Raw genomic sequence first — 20633 nt, forward strand, 5'->3', positions numbered from 1 at the left:
AAAGATACGGACAATGATTTTTGAGGAAGTGTTAAAAGAAAGTGAATAATATCTGTAAAGGATAACTTCCTCGTTCTTGAAAATGCTGAATTGTTTGCTCTGTGTTGTTCAATAAACTCATTAGAAGTAAGAAGAGTATTCATTTCTTGAAAAAAATCCTTTAAGTTATTACGAATAGACATAAAAATCCCTCCAAAATTTAATAGATAAAATGTATCTAATAAAATTTTGAAGGGAACATTTGTTTGTCAATTCGCATTTTAACCAAAACACCTATAAATAAATATACAATATGACGGTAGTGTCCTTAAGTTGACGACATTGGGTATCCGCCACAGGATTCACAAGTTCCACTTCTGCGTTGTAATCAAACTCTTTCAGCGGAATCGCAGCAGGAATACTGACTTGAATCATGCAGCCCTGACCTTTTGATTTCAAATCATAGGTGCGTTCCTTAATTTCGTCTGATACCGTTCCGTCCTCATTCTGGATATGAACCTCACGACGGAGAGCAGAGAACTTCAACATACCAAAGGTTGCGTCCTTGTCAATTACAATTCCATTTGCTAATCTCATAGAATAATCCCTCTCTTTCCTTATGCTTTTACCAAATCGTCGGCATGCAAAATATAATTCGTGAAACCACGAGTGCCTATTTTATAGCCCTCTGCGGTAATGCGTGGGTTAAGCAGTTTTACCTTTTCTTCAAAGTCAAAATGCTTTTCGCCTGCTTCTGCCGGAAGAATCACAAGAATATCGTCTGCTCTCTGAATATCCGAGTACAGGTTAAAGCTACGTGACAGCAAGGTCATTTTCCCGTTGATTCTTCGCTGTGCTACTTTGTTTTCTCCGGCAAATTCCAGACTGCCGAATGTCTTTTCCATGTTTGGGATAACAAATTTCAATTCCATATGTTTTACCTTTCCTTTCTCAAAATGGTAACTGGTTCATCAGAGTTATGTCCTCATTCTGCTTTACAGAATATACCTGTCTGCCTGTGCTTTATCAAGGGCAAGCGTTGTGCTTTCGCACCCTTGATAAAATCCCATTCAAACAGGTAATTAGCAATCAAGCAGAATAAGGGATATTTCCATCAGCTTTAACTGACTGAATTTCCACAGAATGATATGCGGAGGGGAACGGGATCGTACTTGTTTCAATGCTTACACAGCCTTTCCAATGAAATACTGCTTTTCACTTCATTTCCCCATATATCCCATCCAGCCGTTTCCTGTCTGGCAAACAGTTCAATACGGGGCAAATCTCCTACAAGCTCAATAATCTTTTCCCTTATAATATCAGGCTTCTTACTATGCCGTTCTAATGGACTGACAATAAGCTGGTGTACCTTTTTTGAAACTCTTTTTGGATGACCTTTCACACCCAACAGACATATTTCAACATTGGAACGTGTCCAGTAGCCAAGCCCAAAAAAGAAACCATTACCTGATTTATTTTGTTTTACCCATACAAAAGCAACTGTTTTATAAGTAAATCCCCATGACCTCATTACTGTTAATGCTTCTGGAAGTTGGGGAAATGTCGTCCATAAAAACAAAATACTATCATTATGGCTTATGGAGCTAACAGGAAGATTACAAATATCCTCAATCGGCATCGTGAGGTAATGATTTTCCGCAACTCCCTGCCCCTTGCTTTGGCGGTATTGCCACGGCGGATCGGCGTAAATTATGTTATATTTCAATGTTTCATCTCCTTTCATATAGACAAGAAAAAGGCACTCATTTCTGAACGCCTAAAAAGAGTATCATTTTCACGATACCTCTATATTAAAAAGCTCTCTCTAAAGGGCAAAAAAAAAGACGCTCCACTTTAGGAACGTCAAAATCTCATACTTAGTTTATAATATATACTTGCTTTTACAAACTGGTCACCAGTGGCAGGTGCTATAACCAATGGATAGAAATATTGGTTTATCTTCTTCCTTAGCCTTTGCAAAAGCTTCTTCTCTCCATGGATACCAATCTACTGGGTTATATGCATGCTGTAATAGGTATGGTGATTTTTCATTTATCAGCTTATTAGCTTTTTCATTTATTTTTTCTTTTGGCATATTATCACGCTCCCCTTCATTCATTTTTTATCTTTATTACTATACCCGAAAAAGCTATGAGATATAATCCCATAGCTTTTATTTTTGAGGATAATTTTTTATGAGTTTACTGCTTCATAATTTAAAAGTAATAAATATAGTAGTTATGCCCATAACCTGTTGTACATTAAATAAATAAGGCTGTATTCAAAATATACCATTATTTTAAATTGATTCAGTATTTATACAATTTACTTATATCCGAACTAGACAATATATCTACGTTATTAATCCCACCATTTCATTTCAAGTAACATATCTATCTTGTCTTTATCAAATCTTTCTTTTATATGTTTTGCAGGATTTCCTCCTATAACAGTATAGTATTATTCATCTTGTCCTCCTAAATTTAAGTTTTTATTTATTCCTTAACTTAGGTCACACTGCCACATTCCTAAACTTTCTAATTCTCTTTAACATTACAAGACACTTCCTTAAATTTTATTATTTCATATATATATGAGAATCTGCGTTAAATATTTAGACATAAATAATTGAATTAATAACTTGCTCTCTTTATTTTTCATGTTCACATGAGATTATAACACAAATACTTTAATATATTCTTTTCCATTATACTACTCTTCTGAAGGAATTGTATCTAGACCTTGCTTTATAGCCGAGTTTTGCCCATAGTCTATTGACCGTATTGAAAAATCAATTCCAGTTACTTGATAGCCTATTCCCGTGAACCTTTCAGCATATATTCCAGGTCCACACCCTATATCAAGAAGTAACGGGTAACTTGAGGGGGGTACTATTTCTTTTATCCATGCAACGGATTTTTCTATAAACTTTAATTTTCTGCTTGCACCTTCAAATTCGGGGTCAAGGTGTGCTTTGAGCATTTGTTTGGAAATGTATTCATCATTCCAAAATGCAACCTCTGTGTTTTTATAAAGAGCAGGTCTTTCTAAAATTTTAGTCATAGCATTGAACATAATCATTTCTCCTTCCATAACTGGCCAAAATAAAAAGCCGTAGATTTTACTCTACGGCTAATCTTCCTAAGGTAAAGAAAGGTTAAGAGTAAAACAAAATCAAACATTAGGTACAAAAACTAAACTGTTTAAAACAGTTAGAATTTAACCTATTGAATTGATTTCATCTACTCTTTTCCAGTCATACTCAAGTCACTGATTTTATGACATCTGGTATGCCGGACTTCCATCACCTTTTCTATTAAATTATATTCTTATATTACATTGCATAATAATTACTGTCAACAACGATTTAATATATACATGCCCTATCCGCCAATGCCTCAATTAAGCATACGCGGAAAGTCAGGTCGTTAATCTGATTTTTATGGCTTCTCCAATTGTCTTCCAGACTCATACCAGAGTATCCGGACCAGTAAACAAATGCTTTTTTATCATACTTTTCTAAAAAGAATCCATGGTTCTCTTTAAGGTATGACAAAAGACTTTCAAAATGCTTCCTAAAAGGTGATTTATCATAAAGCATCCCCATACGAGCTATCAGTTCATAGAAGCTTAGCCAATGAAATGCAAATTTCTTTTCTATCTTAAATAAGTCATTATTATATTCATAAGCTATATTGCCACCTGGAGCAATTAATTGGGATTTATATTTTATATATATAGGCTTTATGGGCAGCCATTTATATAATTTATTAAAAGCTTCCATTATCATAGCTATGTTTTTATCGTTCCTCCAAGAGTATGTAAATGCAAGTATTCTTAAATGGTATATGATAGGTAAGTATTTTCCCTCAACGAATATCTGCTTATCTTTATATGGAATTGCAATATCAGTTAAATCATGAGCTTCATAAATAAATCGAAAGGCTTGTAATGCTACTTCTATCCATTGTTTCATAAAATCATAATCTTCTAACCCAGCTTGTGCAAAAAGACTTGCCTTAATATTACCGGCACCAAAGATTTCCGCTGCCTTACCAGTACATTCTTTTTCCCATCCTTCTAAAAGTAATACATCCAGTGCCTTTTTTAATGGCAGAAAACTAAGGTCCAGCCCCAATTCAAGTAAATATCTTACACAGCCTTCATGTGACCATACCTTACTGTTGGAAGGGGGAGTATGAAATCTTGTACCAAAATAGCCCTCCTTACCTTGCCATTCTAATACTTTCTTAACTGTTGTTTGATTTATGATTTCAGTAAAATAATCAACTTTTTCTGCTTTACTAAGCTTTTCTTCATATATTTCTTCTCTAATCCGCATGGCTATAGTTGGGCAAGAATTATTTATTAAATATTCCAGTGTTTTATCCTTCATAAAACTTCTCCTATAGGATTTATTATTATATAAGTTCTTTTTACATACCAGATTAACGTTTTAGACTTACCCTTTTATTAATTAGATTACTTGTTTTTTTAGAAGATACTATGCTTTTTTTGCACGAACTCCCCATATAATCAACCCAATAAGAAACCCACAAAATGCCGGTACTATCCAACCAAATCCATAATCAAATCCGGGCAAATATAAATGAGCGAATTTAACAATCTGTTTTACCACCATATTACCTCCCATAGCTTCAGGCAGAGCTTTACAAAAATCAGGTATTGCCGCAACAATTGTAAATCCCGTTGTCCATTTATAAATATCCCTTTGCTTATGAATAAATGGCGCTAATAAAGACAATACAATCAAAGTGATTGCCAGTGGATAGAGAAACATTAATACCGGTATCGATAGCTGAATTATATTGTTTAATCCAAAATTTGCAATTATAAAAGAAAAAATTGTAAATACTACTGCATATTTTTTATAAGAGATGGTTTTTGGAAACATGGTACTAAACATTTCAGAGCATGAAGTTATTAGTCCGATAGAGGTTTTTAAACACGCAATTCCAACAATAGCCGCAAGTAATACTTTACCTACAGAGCCAAAATAATGATTGCTGACCATGGATAAAATAATTCCTCCGTTTTCAGCACTGCCTAAACTTCCTAAGCTTGTAGCTCCCATATATGCTAATGAGGCATATATAACTGCCATGCCAATAACACCAACCAATCCTGATTTGCAGGTTTCAATGGCAACAGAACGTGAATCTTTAATTCCAAACTTCTTTATGTTAGAAATAATAATAATAGCAAAAGCTAGAGAGGCTAATGCATCCATTGTGTTATACCCGTCTAATAGCCCGGTAAACAGCGGTTTTGCAATATAATCTCCCTGTGGCGGATAAGGACTTATCTGTCCCATCGGTTTTACAAAGGTTGCAATTAACAAAATAGACAAAAGAACTAAAAAAACAGGAGTAAGGTATCTCCCTACCCAATCTAAAATCCTCCCTGGCCGCAGGGAAAAATATAAAGTCAGAGCAAAAAAGATAAAGGAAAAAATAAATAATCCCAACTTTAAATTTTCTTCTCCAATAAACGGATGCATTCCTACTTCAAATGCAACTGTAGCAGTACGTGGAATAGCAAACAATGGTCCAATGGTCAAATATAATAAGCAAGTAAATACAATTGAATATAATGAACTAACGGGCCTGCCCATATCATATAAACTTTCACTTTCCGAAAGGGCTGATGCAATAATACCTAACACAGGCAGTCCCACCCCTGTAATTAGAAATCCAATAGTAGCCAGTGGCATATTATTCCCGGCTGCCTGGCCCATTTTCACCGGAAAAATCAAGTTACCTGCACCAAAAAATAATCCAAATAGTAACGAACCTATTAGTATGTTTTGCTTATAATTTAGTCTTTCTTTCAAAAGTAGTCCTCCTTGAACTTTTGGTATTTTTGTAATTGTGTTCGTCGCAAAACTAATTATACCACTAATGACATTACTTCGGAATCCGTAATTTAAATTTCCAAGTAAAAAGATAGGGCTGTTTCCAGCTTACTAACCAGTTTAGTCTTAAAACATGTAACCAATCAGTTCCTCTTGTACTTAAAAAAATGCCCTTAATATACAATACTGTACACAAAGGGCATAAAAGAAATCTACTGGTGGATTTTCTCAAATTTATTTAGTAAAGAGTTGGAACTGGATAACACGCAACTTGATCAATAAATCTGGGATCAAATCCATAAAATGTCCAGAAACTTCCAGTCCATCTATATCCAGATACTGCACCATACTCTACACTTGTAGGATAGAACCAGAAGGGTCTTCCATTTATAGGCCATACATACGTATATGAGTACATACAGTCAATAATATAAGAATTTCTTGGTTTTCGTGGAATAGTTGCAGGGGGTGGGCTGCCGGGAGGTCCGTATTGACTCATACAATTTATTCCTTAAATGCTTTTGTAATATAGTATGATAAAATACCTCCTATAGTTCATATAGATTCTATGTTACCATTCAAATATATATTAATTTGTATGTAACAAGGAAAATTATAGAAATATTTCTGGCTCATGCCTTGTTATACTAAATTTATCAATTAGACCTTGGGTAAACTGAATAAATGATTCTTGATTTATAGCCTTTGCATTAGCAGGACATCTTTTTACACATCTGCAACATTTAATACACTTAGTTGCGTCAACGACTCTAAAGTTCACAAGATCAACAGCACCCTTAGGGCAATGAGTTGCACATATTCCGCAATTAATGCATTTATCATTTGTTTCTGGTGCAACAGGTTGTTGATACTTTCTTTCCTTATATGGATAATTTCCTTTGACAATAAGTTTTTCTATCTTACCATGAGCATTTATATTTATTAATTTATCTTTTATTTTCATTCCAAACTCCCGGGCAGACTTTAAGTCATCTTCATCCGGTCTTCCGGCAGCTAACTTTCCAGTATAGGAATGCTCACCAATAAAGGCTCCTGCTGCAATACCAATAAATCCATTCCCTTCAAAAATATCTTCTAACTCTAAAAGAGCATCTTCATAATCACGGTTTCCATATACAACGAGAAAAACTGCTTTGGTATGATTTCCCTTTACATTTACAAAATATTCTGTTAAAAATTCCGGAACCCTCCCAGCATAAACAGGAACTCCAATAATTACTACCTCATCATTATGAAAGCTAAGTTCTTTTTGCCTGTCCCCCGGTAATGTAATATTGTACTCCTTTACCGGCTCTCCGATACCATATGCTATTTCTTTCACAATCTTAGCTGTTGTGTCAGTTGCACTTAAATAAAGTAAATTTAATTGCTTATCCATAAAATTCCTCCCATATGAATCTTCATTAATATTGTGATACCCCTTAGGCACCGTGGCTGGGAGTTGTTGTTATACTTTTTCTGGTTTCAGAATTATCCTTAGTCCTGCTCCCAACATAAGCATTTATGAATATGATAATTATACTACAGAGAATATAAAAATACACTTAATTCTCTATCCTAATACATAGAACATATCCATGTGAAATCCTTCCCTTCATATCTTAAATGAAATTACTCTCTATCCTTCTGCTAAAATACAAAAACAATATAAAAACTGCCCCTGTTTTCCCTTCGGGCAGTTTTTCAGCATCTCTTTATTCTTCATAACAAATAATTGGAGTTCCCTCTTCGATATATTCAAAAATAATTTTAGCCAAATGTTTCGGAGCGTTTACACATCCATGGGAACCTCTTCTCTTATAAATATCTCCTCCAAAAGAATATCTCCAGCTTGCATCATGCAACCCTATATTTCCATAAAAAGGCATCCAATAAGTTACTTTTGCCTCATAACCCGGTCCCCTTAAAGTTGCTCCTTTTATTTTATAGTTCAACATAAATGTTCCAAGCTTTGTGGAATTACCTTTACTTGGATTTCCCGTGACTACCGGGCCCTGAATTATCATTTTCCCATCTTTATAAAACCAAACATGCTGTCTGGTTATGTTGATTTCTACATATGTATTACCAATATCGTTTTTCTCCCTGGAAAAAGCCTTCTGCGAATATTGGGGTTCTTTTTCAATACTTTCACCTTGTTTTATATGCCCTAGCAAGGCTTCTGTCTCCTTGGCCTTATTAATTTTCCAGCCGTAAATTCCGCCTTTAACTTCCACTATTTTTCCGGTAGAAGTTTTAAAGTCTCGTGTAACACCGATGGTATCATATTTTTTACCCAAAGCCTGCACATATTTCATTACCTCTGCTTCATCTATTACTACTTCCAACTCTTCGTCCACTGTTAACCATTTATTTATTATATTTCCCGTCAGTACTTCATTTTCACTTCCAAATAAATATGTGATTTTTGCTTTTACATATTTATCTAATAACTTCCTGGTTTCCATAGCCTTCTGGGAATTTATAGTGTACTTTGGATTTACGTAACATTGCTTTTCATCTAAATCTATTTTTGTTACTCCTGTCAATATTCCAGTTTTAATAGTTTTCACTAATTTAACCTTATCTGTCTTATTTCCATACCGTTCTTTAACCATTAAATAGGAGCCATTTGAATACTTAAAGCCTACGTTTTTTGGCTCAATTATTTTTTTATTTAAGCATTCTAATTCATTTATTTTACTTTTTAATTCTTCAGTATTATAAACAAATAGATCATTTACATTATACTTTTGTTCTTTAAATAAAGAAGGGAACCATCCCAGTGAGCTTTGCATGGAATAGATCTTGGACACACTATTCTTTTTATTGTACCGTAATCCTATATCTGCCCCTTTTATTTTTTCCGTTTCATCATTTCGTTCAAGTAGCATTAATTCATAATCATGGGTATAACGCTCAAATATTTCTTCTATATCATCATATGCTTTTAAGGAGACATCCGCCCCGTTTATTACTGTTCGAAAGAAAAAATGATTTATAAAATACAATGAAATTATCAAATAAATAAGCGCAATGGAAGCTATTATAATAACAACCTTTTCTACAACCTGCCTTTTGAAGAAACCTTTTATTTTAATATTTTTCATGGCGTTATACCTTTCATATAGAAAAACATACTAACTAAATAATAATATGTTCCAATATATGATATTAAAACTAATATACAGATAAGACATCTTCTTTCTTAATCTTTCTAAGTAAATTGTAAATTAATTTACTGAAATGTATCAGTTTTTGCAATAGCCCATGGAGTTCTTTAAAAAAATATAATAAACTGTCATCCTGAGCTGTTTATGTGAGGAATCTTTGAGCTTAAATAAGCCTGAATTTTCCCAAAGCCCGGATTCTTCCCCAGAATTCAGCAGAAACAATTATAAATTCTTGACCGAATTACGCCGAAGCTCAACGAACTGTATGGATCGGGAACTCCATACAGTTCTAAAAGCAGTGCTTAATTTATATTTCGGCTATATTGACTTATTCCCAGAATGACAGTTTTTTAAAAGTTTATTCAGTTTTCAAAAGTAGTTATTATCTCCACATAAATCATTCATTATAAGATTATTTATTACTTTCAACATATATGTTATAAATATCTTCTTCACCTAATACTTTTATGCCTCCAATAGTTCTATTGCCAAAGAAAGTACATTTTACAGCCATTTCCCGCATTTCCTCTTCTGTGGCCTTTCTTCCGATTAATTCCGGTATGTTAATTGGCATTCCCAAGGAACAGAAATAGTCTGTAGTAACCTCTATGGCAGCTAAAGCAGTTTCTTTCGGATTCTCATAGTTTAGATTTAAGTTCCATACATTCACACCAAACCGTGCAAACCGCATAACATCTTCTTTATATACATACCTTGCCCAGGCACCCCATATTGCAGCCAAACCTGCGCCATGTGCCACATCATATTTACCGCTTAATTCATGTTCCATTTGGTGTACTGCCCAGTCTCCCTTACGTCCAAGGCCGGTGAGAGTATTATGAGACAAACTTCCTGCCCAAAGAATCTCTGAACGTGCCTCATAATTCTCAGGCTCTTTCATACATACAGCCCCATATTGAATTGTAGTACGCAACACTGCTTCTGCAATTCTATCTGTCATTTCATTGATTCCCCCCGGTGAAAAATAGCGATCCATAGTATGCATCATAATATCAACAACACCGCAGGCAGTCTGATATGGTGGTAAAGTATAAAGCAGTTCCGGATTTAATAATGTAAAACGCGGACGGTTAAATTCACAATTATAACCTTTCTTTAACCATCCTTCCTCATTGGTAATAACACTGCTTGCACTTGTTTCTGTTCCGGTTGCAGCTAAAGTTATAATATTACAATGAGGAAGCGCAGTTTTTGGCACAGCCTTTCCTTCATATATCTCCCATACATCACCTTCATAAGGAACTCCTAAAGCAATTGCTTTAGCGGAATCTATAGCAGAGCCTCCCCCTACTCCAAGAATAAAATCAACGCCTGTTTTCCGGCAAAGTTCTATACCTTCTCTTACTAAGGAAAGACGTGGATTCGGCTGGGCTCCCCCTAACATAACGTAATCCATATTTTCTTTCCGTAAAGAAGCTTCCACACGGTCAAGAAGTCCGCTTTTCTTTGCACTGCTGCCGCCGTAATGTATTAATACTTTCTTACCGCCCCATTTCTTTATTTCAGAACCTACTCTCTGCTCTGCATCTTTCTCAAAAATAACTTTTGTGGGTGAATAGAATTCAAATTTGTTCATTGTAATCCTCCTTTGAGTTTAATATTGATATTGGATAGAAATGTAGATAAAAAATCTCATAAAACTGTATATATCAAAGGGTGTAAACAGGCTTCACCTTTCTTCTGGATTTTTTATACATTTCTTTACTCGTCATAGTATAAAGTGTTCTATATGTATTCATATTTTATAAGCATTTCTTAACATATATGTATTATACTATTATAATAACATATAACGTGAAAATATAGTAACGAAAAAGCCACAATCTTTTTAAGAAATATGAATTCTATAAAGATTGTGACTAATTTTGTTCTTATTTATTTTCAAGTAAATACGAATAATCTTTTATTAATGACTGCAATATCATGTCAATTTGCTTGCCTTCTGAAGATTTTTCTGCTTTTGCATCATAAACATACTCGATGCCATCTTCATTTCGAACTTGATATTTGTGTTCTCCTAATGATAGAAAACCTGCATTTTCAGAATTATTATATTCTTCTGAATCAGCAAATATGGTTGGCTTATTAAAATATGGGAATCCCCCTCTTGTACAGAAGGTATGGCAGTTATCACATTCATTGCACCTGCTTTCAATGTGTACAATCTGGTATGGAGCATCAAAACGGTCATCATATAATTTAATGTTGGCACGGTTTGGACATACATCCACACATAAACCACAATTTACTTTAAAACAGTCATAGCAAGGGAGCGTATCTTCCAGTATTCTTCCGTCCCCTTTATTTTTGTAATTTACATCTGATTTTGCAGCCTCTGCCAATTCCTTTATACCATCTATATCAAGCCGGTCAAATGAGAAATTCTCGTTTTTTAACTTACCAACAATATCTTTTATATTAATGTATCCCCGTGGTTTTAAAAGTATGGTGGAAAATGTTACAGGAGCAATACCTGTTCTTATTACAAAAACTATATTGTTCTTATCAATCCCTCCTGATAAGGAAATAGGAATGTTGCCTTCAAAACTTTCCGCGAATTTAGCTGCTATACCAAGGGCAATAGCATAAAGAGGTTTTCCTGATAAATACATTGTTTTGCCAGGTAACACATCTCTGCGGTTATCAACTGCCAATGTATTGGTTAACTTGATTCCAACCCTTACTCCGTTTTCCTTACCTAATTGTTTCAATTCCGAAATAATATCAACTGCCTTATCATATTTTAGGTCACTGTCAAAGTCTTCTCTTTTGATAATTACTTCATCATATCCTAAATTATCCAAGATTTCTCTTACATAATCATATCCTAACAAAGTTGGATTACATTTAATAAAAGTATTTATTTTTTTATTGGTAATCAAATGGGTACCAATATCAATAATTTCTTCCGGTTTACATCCATGAAGTGTGGATACCGTAACTAAATTTGTAATATTAGAAGATATTTTGCTAATGTCTTCAGATTTAAATCTCTTAAATTCATGAATATTATTTTTTAATACAACAATACATTCCTTAAAAGTTTCGGTATCCTTTGCCTCTTTCATATCATCGATAAATTCCGATACTTTCTTAGATTGAATTCCCTGTAAGTCATATCCCACACTTATGTTAAACGCAAAATCTTTTATATCCGATATACCCAATTCAATTGCCATAACCTGTAACAGTACGGAAGCTTTGATATATTCACTTTTGGCTTCTTCTATTGATAATTCCGTTGACCATTCCACGTTATAACCTACGTTTCTTGCATCAATACATGGCTTCTTAATAATCTCCTGCATTTGCTTACCATCTATGATTTGAACCGTTTTCAGTTCAAAAAATCTGGAGCCTGTTATATAAGCCGATAATATATTCTGTGCTAATTGTGTATGAGGCCCTGCCGCTGGCCCTATTGGAGTTCTTAAGTACTCACCGTTAAAATTCATTTCCAAACTTTCATTGCCTGGTTTATAAAAAAACTTCTCTTCTATTTCAAATATTTTTCCTTTTGTATAGTAGTCTTTTAAAGTTATGTCAAGGAGACTTTCAAAAGAAAGTATTCTCATGGTATCGCTCATTTTGATCACCTTTCATTTTAAGTAAAATTTTATATATTCTTATCTAAAAAACAAGAAAGCGTTTGCTGCATTTTACAGGTTGCAGCATCCTATAAAATAAAAAATGCTACCGATCTTATCGATAGCATCCCCAAATATTAATATTTCATTTATATTACTATCATTACTTACTACAATAACTTGTATACTAGGATATAATAAAAATACTAAAATAGCAAGTATTTTATTGATAAAAATTCTTAATTACGCCTTTGCAGAATGTCCTGTCACCGCGCTGAACATTTCCTATGCATAGCCTAGAGAGCAGTAACACCACTGCATAGGAACAAGGTTTTCAGAGCGTTTCACAAATGCGCAGTAGCACTGTGGATAAATTAGGACAAGTGCTTCTCCCTCCGCCTCAATAAAAAAGGCATCGGAGCTTTCGGTTGCTTTGCAAAATCACTTAAAGTGGCTTCATCCACAACTTTTTCATTAGCTTAACTGCTGCGGGGGATGGTTTGCATCGGCTACCCTTTCTGATTTAAGTAACAATTTCTTCTATCTAATGAACAAAAAATTCATTTCCATATATTAAAGATTATCAAAATTGGAAATAATACAACAAAGGTGGTGATTAAATGGATCAGGAAATAAACAATTACAAAGTAATAGAAAAAAATCTGGACTACTTTATCGAAAAACACGGTGAAATATATGATGCCTATGAAAACTTTGGAAAATTAGTTCACGAAAAAGGCGGCCCTTTGGATGAGAAAACAAGATGGTTAATTAAAGTGGCACTATCAACAGAATGTCAAAACGAATTTTCCTTAAGAACACATATCCTGAAAGCATTAAAAGGCGGATGTACAAGAGATGAGATCGAACACTCTATTCTTTTAGTAGCTCCAACAGCAGGATTTCCTAAAACAATGAGAGGTTTACTAATAGCAAGAGAAGTCCTAAAAGGTGAGAAATAACTATCATATAAAGAACTTAGCATATCCTTTGCTGAAAATTTATCCTATCCTATTATAAAGGATTACTGTAAAACTATCACGCTGAACCAGAAAGGCGAAGAATCTTCTATTATTGAGACTCTTCGCCTTTCTGGCTTAGAATGACATGACAGAATAATATAATGTTCGGGATCACATAATAATTCATCATGCAAAAAGGCCATTATGGTTCAGAATATTATAGGATTCAAAAACCATCACTAAATTTAGAATATCTTCATAATTGAATATATATATGATTCAGAATATCATGTGCATTATTATTATTTATTGGTTCTCTTATAATATAAAAAGCCAGCTATACAAACTATAAAGCATGTGATCATGAAAATAATTACATAGAACGGATTTGTTACAATACCACCTGTAAATATAATCAGAGATCCCAGTATGGCAAATATCGGGCATATCATTCCCTTAAAAAAGCTGTCTACTATTTTGTCTTTCCACATCTTAATTACTTTAATATATAATACAATATAGCAGGTATAGCTAAATACTACCGATATTTCACTGACATCTGAATTTCTTAATATTCCGGTTTTTTGTGTTAAATAATGAAGTACTAACCAGATAACAGCAGTAACATAAGAAATAAAACAGGAGCTGAGGGATAGCCCCACCTTAGGCTGTATCTCTGCGATTTTCTCAGAATTGGGAATCATATTCTTACTTGCCAGGGCCTGAGGCATTCTTAAACCTCCCAAGATTACACCATTAACCACACCTAAAACAGAAATAATTACGAATATTACTATAATTTTAGATCCATTGCTTCCCAATATTAATTCACCGGCTTTATTTACGGCGTTATTACCGGTAGACATAAGATATTCTGTTCCCAGCATATTGCTAAGTCCTAGAAAATACATCAAGTATACACCCAACACAACCAAAGGGCCAATAACAAGGGCAAGAGACATGTTCTTTTTTGGATTCTTAACTTCATTGGTAATGCTGGTTGCAATAGTCCAGCCATCATAGGAATATGCAATAGGTGTTAAAGCAGCCACCCATCTTAACCCTACTTTACTTTTTTCAATGATTTCTATACCCGCCGGAATTTCAGGATTGGAAGCACCCCAGAACAATCCAATAATAGCCAACCCTATTAAAGGAATCAGCTTAAGTATGGTTGATGCATTTTGAAAATATCCTCCTACTTTAACTGATATTATATTAAGGGCATATATCATGGTCATAAGCAGGAATCCTAATATGATCTGTGCTTCAAGACCTGCCTCTATATTAAACAGTGAAAAAATATAAAGGCTGGCTACCCATGAAACTACTGCAGTTACGGATGGAAAATAGATAAACGTTTGAAACCACCCAAATCCACATGCAACTCTTTTAGATATAAAATCTTCATAATATCCTACAAAACCTCCATTTTTCTTTGTTCTAACTGAGAATTCTATGAGAGTGAGGCTTCCAAATATAATACTGAATGCTCCGATACAGAATACCAAAGCTCCTAACTTTGCATCTCCTCCAGTATAGATTAATACATCATCACTTTTAAAAAATATGCCGGAACCAATAACGATTCCAATAATCATTGTAGTTGCTGTAAGTAAACCATAATTCGCCTTTGCTTCCTTCCGGTCTTGTTGGCTTTCGGCATTGATGTTACTGTTCCTTTTATGTTCTCTTGCTTTTTCCATATAGTCTCCTTGTTGGCCTTATTTACTATTTCATATGTCCTTTTCTTATAATTTAGAATATAAAAGCCCCCTTTTCCTCTCTTAAGACAAGAGACGAAAAGGAGGCTTTCCACTACTATTCCTTTTCAATATCTTTTTCTTATTACCTGATATAATATAGATGGAAATGCAGTTTGTCAATCATATCTTTAATATTTTTTATCCTTTTAAATTAATAATCAGCTTCCCGTTTTCATAGGAAATAAATGAGCCATCCTTAACATATGGCTGACCGCCATCCTGAACAACATCCCCGGTTCGAAATACAGAAAGCATGATACCGATTAATCCGGCATTCAACAACAATGCCGATCTCCCATAGGATACCAAAGGTAAGGACAATTGTGTTAATAAGCCATATCCAAGATTACCAGCAATGTAAGAAACAGTCTGCATTACAAAAATCAGCAGAATGGATAGAGAGACCAGAAAACCCAGTACACTTCGCTGCTTGGATACATACTTAAAGCCTAAAATTGAAAATACAATAAATAAAAGTGTAATACCTATGAACACAATCCATCCATAGTTATGTATTAATAAGGTAAGTATTTGGTCTGTATCAATTCCTGGCATTAATAACACAGTACTTTCATATTGCTGTGGAATTGTCCCCTTACCTATAAATACCGCACCGGATATGAGATCACGTATAACTGTAGTCTGATATCCTCTTGGATCGGATGAAGGATCCAGCAGTATTGTAAGCCGCTGGAGCCGGTAAGGCTGAAGCAGAAATATAGATATCATTGAGATGGCCCCTAAAGCCGCGGGAATGAGAACCATAAGCAAACCAGTTTTTTTACTGCCCCCAAACCATCCTCTTCTTACTGTTACGAATAATAGAATAAATGCGGAAAAAGTATAAAATACAAAACCGGTAATAGACGGAACCAGTAATAATATAATTCCGTAGGGTACATAACCTATTACACAAAGAAGTAATCCTTTGGTTCCTTTATTTCTCATTGAATAAATAAGTAGTGAATAGGTAAGAGGAAATATTAGGGCTAAATAGGACAGGCTGACTGCAAATCCGGCAAAGGCAAACCAGGCTCTTCCATTTACTTCGGGACCTAAAGCAAGACCAACCATACTAAGTAATAAAATCAAAGAATAACCTGCCTTTGGATATTTTGCCAGGGTTGTAAAATCCAGAAAATAAGCCGCAAAAAATATTGCTATAGCAATAATATGGGGAACAATACTGAAGTTCCTTAAAGATGCCTCAGAACTATCAATAAAATATCTTGCCCCGGTTCCCACCAACATTAAAGTAACCGTCAGCAAAATCAGTATCCATTGAGGCTTAGGCTTATATGTCTTATCAAGTTCCAGCCCCACACTGACCGGGTCACCCATTTGCAGGATTGCCTTTTCAGTTGCTGTCTCTTCCTCTTCTCCTTCCGATAGATAATAATCACGTTGGTCACAAAGATGATCTTCTATCTCCTTCGCTATACCAGGATGTGCTTTTTTCCATCTCACTTGTTCACATACGGTTGTGCTATATCTTGTAATTTCATCAGATGAGGGCAACACTAACACCTCCATTCAACACCTTATTCACTGCAGCAGTATACTCCATCCATTCCTGTTGCTTCCCTTTTAAAAGCTTTCTGCCCTTAGAGGTTAAGTGGTAATACTTTCGAATCTTGGCTCCCTCTGCTTTTTCCTCGTAAGCCTCCACCATTCCTTCCTTCTCCAGATTGTGAAGAATTGGATATAAGGTACCGGCTTTCAGATGAAAAGTATCATCGGATTTCTTTGCGAGAGTCTCAATCATCTGATACCCGTACATATCCTGTTCTTCAAGTAATTTCAGGATAAGAGTTGTTGTACTGCCTGTAATCAAGCTTTTATCAATCACAGTATATTGTCCTCCTTTATATATAGATTATCTATATATGTCATTATATATAGTTAATCTATATATGTCAATATTTTTATTTTGAGTTTATAACCTGAATTGACTTCATTGAAAGTATCATTTTAATAATTTCATTTGCATTTAATTTAAAGATTGCATTTTATATGATAATCTTTTCCTTTATATTAGTAAGTATTTCTCTTTTATCAGGCCAAATCAAGTGTAGATTAGCTTCGAAAGACGAAACGGAGAAATAAATATTTGCTCAAAAGCAGGCATTTTAAAATAATTATTGCTTTCAAGAAATTGAGCTGTTAAACTGGACATAGAAAGGTTTCCCCTTTGTCATTGTTTGGAGTGGATTACTTAAATTTTAACAAAGTTGAAGTCTTTTTCTATACAATTAATTAACTTATAAGATGAAATATAAATATAAAATAAGTAACTATACAGCGTGAAACGCCGTTGCGAATTATCATGAATAATTCAAGTTAAATTTGGAATTGTAGGGTGAGATTAATGAAAAAAAGATGGTTATTTATAGGTCTTTTTATAGTAATAACATTGATAGTATTTTATTTTTTTAAGCCTAATTATTTTAAACTTGATATTGAAGAAAAATGGAACGACCTTTATATTGCATTCGTTGAATTTGATATAAAAGATGGCGAGCCAACAATAAAGTATACTAATTATTCCGTGGAAATAAATGATGTACGGTATGATTATATAAAAGAAATCGTGGAAGAACAAAAACTTTATCATAACATAAAAGGAGTTTTTGATAAAGATAGAGAAGAAAAAGATATTTCATGGCAAATTCAAATATACACAAATATGACATACCTTTTTATTACATCAAATGGAAATGTTAGATTTAATAGATATACAAAAGATATAAGTGAAAATACAAAACATGAGGACGTGACGTTATATAGTTTGGGAAGAAATAAAGTTGATAGAGCAGAGGCTATCAAAAAGAGTATTTTAGAAATAGTTCAGGAGAATTGAGACTCTTTTGCTTTCTGCAAATTAATCTTTATTCGGTACTCATAGGAGGGATAAATACTACCCTCCTATTTATTATTCTTCTTCGTATGACTTGCATAGAATCTGAAAACTTTGCATCGTTACGGTTATTGGGGCATTTTTACTATACTTAAGGATTTTAATTCTTCTTTGATCTCAGTAAGTGACTTATTGAGGCTGCATTCAATGGCTGCTGTAATTGTTCCCTCCACTAAAGCAGTATCAAGGATTTCCACCTTTTCTCTCATTTCTTCTGAGAGGCATTCTAAGGCTATATCCGCACTCATATAAGCACTACCGATGTCAAAAAGGACAAGAACTCCATCTTGTGTATACACTTTATTTATGGCAGTGATTATCTTTTCTGCATCTGTACCCAATCGTCCATCATTAGTCCCTCCCGCTGCTGCAATGGATACGTCTGTTGCCATTTGCCCTGCCAATTCTTTTAATCCTTCTGCTATTTTTTCACTATGAGATACGATTACCAGTCCTACCATATTTTTTCTCCTAGTTATGTATTTTTACCAAGGTGATTATAGTATCATCTGCTATACCATTATGATAAATTTTCATGAAACTAATATTTTTAAAATTGCCTAACATTACCTTATAATGATTTACCTTATAGGAATAATATTACTCTACACATTTATTTCTTCATATATAGTTTTAAAAATAAGTGCACTTGAAGTGGCTCCTGCATCCTGATGACCAATGCTGCGTTCTGCCAGATAGCTTGCCCTGCCCTTACGGGCAATAATAGCTTTTGTATGTTCCACTCCTTTGTAAGCAGCATCTACTGCTTCTTTTAATGCTTCTTTGGAAGATAACCCAAGTTGAATGGCCTTGCTTAAAGCGTAAAGTGCCGGTTCTATGGCATCTACCATGGTTTTATCCTCTAATACAGCCTTTCCTCTCATTTTAATTCCATCTAAAGCTGCTGTTAACATCTTTTCAAAATCAATGACATCTATTTCTTCTTTGCTGCCTGCCTCCAGTCCGGCTTTCATAAAAGCGGTTCCATATAAGGGGCCTGAAGCACCACCCACATTAGAAACTAAAGTCATTCCCGTCTTTTTTAGAATGTCTCCTATATTGTTACCGGCATCCTCCTTTAGTTTTTCTCTAACTGCATGAAACCCTTTACTCATATTAAGACCATGGTCTCCGTCTCCTATAACCGCGTCCAGTTCTGTCAGATACAGCTTATTTTCTTCGATTCTATCTGCTATTTTATTGATTATCTCAATGACCTTTGCTCTGTTGATACTCATGTTTACCTCGATTCAGGCGCTTTAGCGCCATTAATAACGGCAGAAATCTTAAGAAACCCTATCTTCTTTAGCAGACTATAAAGATTTAAAAGCCGGTGTATCTGCAGTTGCATCTAACAATGTTTTTAACTCTTTATCCAATTTTAAAATACTAACAGAACATCCTGCCATTTCAAGAGAAGTCATGAATTCGCCAACCAGTGTCTTATATACTTTTATACCTTTTTCCCAAAGGATTTCATTGACTTTTTTATTTACAATATATAATTCCATTAAAGGAGTGGAGGCCAGGCCGTTCACCATAACGGCTACTTCTTCACCATCTTTTAATTTCAGATCCTCTAAGATTTTACAAACTAAGTGTTCTGTAACTTCATCTGCGGTTTTTAAAGTATCTTTGTGGGTTCCCGGTTCTCCATGAATACCCATGCCGATTTCCATTTCATTTTCGCCCAATGTAAAGTTTGCTTTTCCGGCTGCCGGTACAATACAAGGAGTTAAAGCCATACCCATACTTCTTACATTATCTATTACTTTCTGGGCAGTTTCTTTTACTTCTTCCAAAGTTGCACCTGTTTCAGCCTTTGCCCCTGCAATTTTATGTACAAATACAGTTCCTGCAATTCCACGCCTTCCTGCAGTGTATGTACTATTTTCTACAGCAACATCATCATTTACCACAACATAGTCTACTTTAATCAGTTCCATTTCTGCCATTTCTTTTGCCATTTCAAAGTTCATTATATCTCCGGTGTAATTCTTTACAATCAGAAGAACCCCTGCTCCGCCGTCTACTGCCTTAATAGCTTCATATATAGGATCCGGAGTGGGTGATGTAAATACATCTCCTGCAACTGCCCCGTCTAACATACCTTTTCCTACATACCCCCCATGAGATGGTTCATGTCCGCTTCCGCCGCCGCTTACCAAAGCTACTTTCCCTGTTATCGGTGAATTCTTTCTTACCAACACATTAAATTCCTTTAATTTCCTAACATATTCGGGATGTGCCAATACGATACCTTCTATCATTTCTTCAACTACATTTTCCGGTTGATTGATTAATTTTTTCAATGTGATTGCCCCCTTTGTCTATTTTACATTTTGTATGCCAA

General features: G+C 34.5%; 19 protein-coding genes and 3 pseudogenes. 2 read left to right on the plus strand and 20 right to left on the minus strand.

Features of this window, described 5'->3' with window-relative positions; translation table 11 throughout:
- The 14 genes and pseudogenes from BM183_RS01135 to BM183_RS01200 all read right to left on the minus strand — a co-directional run.
- Window positions 1–182: pseudogene (locus tag BM183_RS01135) on the minus strand (hypothetical protein); the annotation flags it as partial.
- Window positions 183–282: 100 nt separating this feature from the next.
- A pseudogene (locus BM183_RS01140) lies at window positions 283–576 on the minus strand (YdcP family protein); the annotation flags it as partial.
- Between the two features lie 20 nt (window positions 577–596).
- On the minus strand, window positions 597–911 hold the full coding sequence (locus BM183_RS01145; RefSeq protein WP_091683782.1) for a YdcP family protein: 315 nt from the start codon (window positions 909–911) through the stop codon (window positions 597–599).
- Window positions 912–1156: 245 nt separating this feature from the next.
- Window positions 1157–1723 (minus strand): MT-A70 family methyltransferase, encoded by a 567-nt coding sequence (locus BM183_RS01150; protein ID WP_091683784.1) that lies wholly within the window; start codon window positions 1721–1723, stop codon window positions 1157–1159.
- A 168-nt stretch (window positions 1724–1891) separates the two neighbouring features.
- Window positions 1892–2074: a DUF255 domain-containing protein gene (locus tag BM183_RS01155; RefSeq protein WP_330392272.1), complete on the minus strand. Its 183-nt coding sequence runs from the start codon at window positions 2072–2074 to the stop codon at window positions 1892–1894.
- Between the two features lie 269 nt (window positions 2075–2343).
- Window positions 2344–2436 (minus strand): annotated as a pseudogene (locus BM183_RS21600) (acetyltransferase); the annotation flags it as partial.
- Window positions 2437–2691: 255 nt separating this feature from the next.
- Window positions 2692–3054, minus strand: coding sequence for a class I SAM-dependent methyltransferase (locus BM183_RS01165; protein WP_139221467.1), 363 nt, complete (start codon window positions 3052–3054; stop codon window positions 2692–2694).
- Window positions 3055–3346: 292 nt separating this feature from the next.
- Entirely contained in the window at window positions 3347–4375 is a 1029-nt protein-coding gene (locus tag BM183_RS01170) for a hypothetical protein (RefSeq protein ID WP_091683786.1), read from the minus strand.
- 108 nt (window positions 4376–4483) lie between these two features.
- Window positions 4484–5833, minus strand: a complete 1350-nt coding sequence (brnQ, locus tag BM183_RS01175; protein ID WP_091683788.1) for a branched-chain amino acid transport system II carrier protein — start codon at window positions 5831–5833, stop codon at window positions 4484–4486.
- 259 nt (window positions 5834–6092) lie between these two features.
- A complete protein-coding gene (locus tag BM183_RS01180; protein ID WP_091683790.1) occupies window positions 6093–6353 on the minus strand; it encodes a transporter in 261 nt (86 codons plus the stop codon).
- 114 nt (window positions 6354–6467) lie between these two features.
- Window positions 6468–7253, minus strand: coding sequence for an EFR1 family ferrodoxin (locus BM183_RS01185; protein WP_091683792.1), 786 nt, complete (start codon window positions 7251–7253; stop codon window positions 6468–6470).
- Between the two features lie 316 nt (window positions 7254–7569).
- Entirely contained in the window at window positions 7570–8964 is a 1395-nt protein-coding gene (locus tag BM183_RS01190; RefSeq protein ID WP_091683794.1) for a L,D-transpeptidase family protein, read from the minus strand.
- 475 nt (window positions 8965–9439) lie between these two features.
- Window positions 9440–10624 (minus strand): iron-containing alcohol dehydrogenase, encoded by a 1185-nt coding sequence (locus tag BM183_RS01195; RefSeq protein ID WP_091683796.1) that lies wholly within the window; start codon window positions 10622–10624, stop codon window positions 9440–9442.
- A 295-nt stretch (window positions 10625–10919) separates the two neighbouring features.
- Window positions 10920–12635, minus strand: coding sequence for a hypothetical protein (locus tag BM183_RS01200; RefSeq protein ID WP_091683799.1), 1716 nt, complete (start codon window positions 12633–12635; stop codon window positions 10920–10922).
- 620 nt (window positions 12636–13255) lie between these two features.
- On the opposite strand from BM183_RS01200, the gene BM183_RS01205 reads away from it, so the two are divergent.
- A complete protein-coding gene (locus BM183_RS01205; protein WP_091683801.1) occupies window positions 13256–13597 on the plus strand; it encodes a carboxymuconolactone decarboxylase family protein in 342 nt (113 codons plus the stop codon).
- Between the two features lie 302 nt (window positions 13598–13899).
- Here the strand turns inward: BM183_RS01205 and BM183_RS01210 are convergent, their stop codons facing one another.
- The 3 genes from BM183_RS01210 to BM183_RS01220 form a co-directional block, all read right to left on the minus strand.
- Window positions 13900–15303 carry an APC family permease gene (locus BM183_RS01210; RefSeq protein ID WP_091683803.1) on the minus strand — a complete coding sequence of 468 codons (1404 nt, stop codon included), beginning with the start codon at window positions 15301–15303 and terminating at the stop codon, window positions 13900–13902.
- 198 nt (window positions 15304–15501) lie between these two features.
- Window positions 15502–16884 carry an FtsW/RodA/SpoVE family cell cycle protein gene (locus BM183_RS01215; RefSeq protein WP_170847852.1) on the minus strand — a complete coding sequence of 461 codons (1383 nt, stop codon included), beginning with the start codon at window positions 16882–16884 and terminating at the stop codon, window positions 15502–15504.
- On the minus strand, window positions 16868–17212 hold the full coding sequence (locus tag BM183_RS01220) for a PadR family transcriptional regulator (RefSeq protein WP_330392274.1): 345 nt from the start codon (window positions 17210–17212) through the stop codon (window positions 16868–16870). Before BM183_RS01220 ends, BM183_RS01215 begins: the two co-directional genes overlap by 17 nt.
- 519 nt (window positions 17213–17731) lie before the next feature.
- Between BM183_RS01220 and BM183_RS01225 the strand changes: the two genes are divergently transcribed.
- Window positions 17732–18223 (plus strand): hypothetical protein, encoded by a 492-nt coding sequence (locus BM183_RS01225; RefSeq protein ID WP_091683807.1) that lies wholly within the window; start codon window positions 17732–17734, stop codon window positions 18221–18223.
- Window positions 18224–18348: 125 nt separating this feature from the next.
- Here the strand turns inward: BM183_RS01225 and dhaM are convergent, their stop codons facing one another.
- The 3 genes from dhaM to dhaK all read right to left on the minus strand — a co-directional run bounded on the left by dhaM (window position 18349) and on the right by dhaK (window position 20592).
- On the minus strand, window positions 18349–18741 hold the full coding sequence (dhaM, locus tag BM183_RS01230; protein WP_091683809.1) for a dihydroxyacetone kinase phosphoryl donor subunit DhaM: 393 nt from the start codon (window positions 18739–18741) through the stop codon (window positions 18349–18351).
- 144 nt (window positions 18742–18885) lie between these two features.
- The gene (gene dhaL, locus BM183_RS01235) at window positions 18886–19518 is read right to left on the minus strand and encodes a dihydroxyacetone kinase subunit DhaL (RefSeq protein WP_091683811.1); all 633 of its coding nucleotides are present in this window, start codon (window positions 19516–19518) and stop codon (window positions 18886–18888) included.
- A 75-nt stretch (window positions 19519–19593) separates the two neighbouring features.
- The gene (gene dhaK / locus BM183_RS01240) at window positions 19594–20592 is read right to left on the minus strand and encodes a dihydroxyacetone kinase subunit DhaK (protein ID WP_091683813.1); all 999 of its coding nucleotides are present in this window, start codon (window positions 20590–20592) and stop codon (window positions 19594–19596) included.
- Between the last annotated feature and the right edge of the window lie 41 nt (window positions 20593–20633).

This window comes from Anaerocolumna aminovalerica, from assembly GCF_900115365.1.
Lineage (GTDB): Bacteria > Bacillota > Clostridia > Lachnospirales > Lachnospiraceae > Anaerocolumna > Anaerocolumna aminovalerica.

What these genes read in the sequence shown, in the direction of transcription:
- BM183_RS01195 (WP_091683796.1), bottom strand. Translation starts at nt 10,624, where the DNA reads ATGAACAAATTTGAATTCTATTCACCCACAAAAGTTATTTTTGAGAAA.
- BM183_RS01150 (WP_091683784.1), bottom strand. Translation starts at nt 1,723, where the DNA reads ATGAAAGGAGATGAAACATTGAAATATAACATAATTTACGCCGATCCG.
- BM183_RS01165 (WP_139221467.1), bottom strand. Translation starts at nt 3,054, where the DNA reads ATGTTCAATGCTATGACTAAAATTTTAGAAAGACCTGCTCTTTATAAA.
- BM183_RS01200 (WP_091683799.1), bottom strand. Translation starts at nt 12,635, where the DNA reads ATGAGCGATACCATGAGAATACTTTCTTTTGAAAGTCTCCTTGACATA.
- dhaM (WP_091683809.1), bottom strand. Translation starts at nt 18,741, where the DNA reads ATGGTAGGACTGGTAATCGTATCTCATAGTGAAAAAATAGCAGAAGGA.
- BM183_RS01170 (WP_091683786.1), bottom strand. Translation starts at nt 4,375, where the DNA reads ATGAAGGATAAAACACTGGAATATTTAATAAATAATTCTTGCCCAACT.
- BM183_RS01180 (WP_091683790.1), bottom strand. Translation starts at nt 6,353, where the DNA reads ATGAGTCAATACGGACCTCCCGGCAGCCCACCCCCTGCAACTATTCCA.
- BM183_RS01210 (WP_091683803.1), bottom strand. Translation starts at nt 15,303, where the DNA reads ATGGAAAAAGCAAGAGAACATAAAAGGAACAGTAACATCAATGCCGAA.
- BM183_RS01205 (WP_091683801.1), top strand. Translation starts at nt 13,256, where the DNA reads ATGGATCAGGAAATAAACAATTACAAAGTAATAGAAAAAAATCTGGAC.
- BM183_RS01185 (WP_091683792.1), bottom strand. Translation starts at nt 7,253, where the DNA reads ATGGATAAGCAATTAAATTTACTTTATTTAAGTGCAACTGACACAACA.
- BM183_RS01225 (WP_091683807.1), top strand. Translation starts at nt 17,732, where the DNA reads ATGAAAAAAAGATGGTTATTTATAGGTCTTTTTATAGTAATAACATTG.
- dhaL (WP_091683811.1), bottom strand. Translation starts at nt 19,518, where the DNA reads ATGAGTATCAACAGAGCAAAGGTCATTGAGATAATCAATAAAATAGCA.
- BM183_RS01145 (WP_091683782.1), bottom strand. Translation starts at nt 911, where the DNA reads ATGGAATTGAAATTTGTTATCCCAAACATGGAAAAGACATTCGGCAGT.
- BM183_RS01190 (WP_091683794.1), bottom strand. Translation starts at nt 8,964, where the DNA reads ATGAAAAATATTAAAATAAAAGGTTTCTTCAAAAGGCAGGTTGTAGAA.
- BM183_RS01155 (WP_330392272.1), bottom strand. Translation starts at nt 2,074, where the DNA reads ATGCCAAAAGAAAAAATAAATGAAAAAGCTAATAAGCTGATAAATGAA.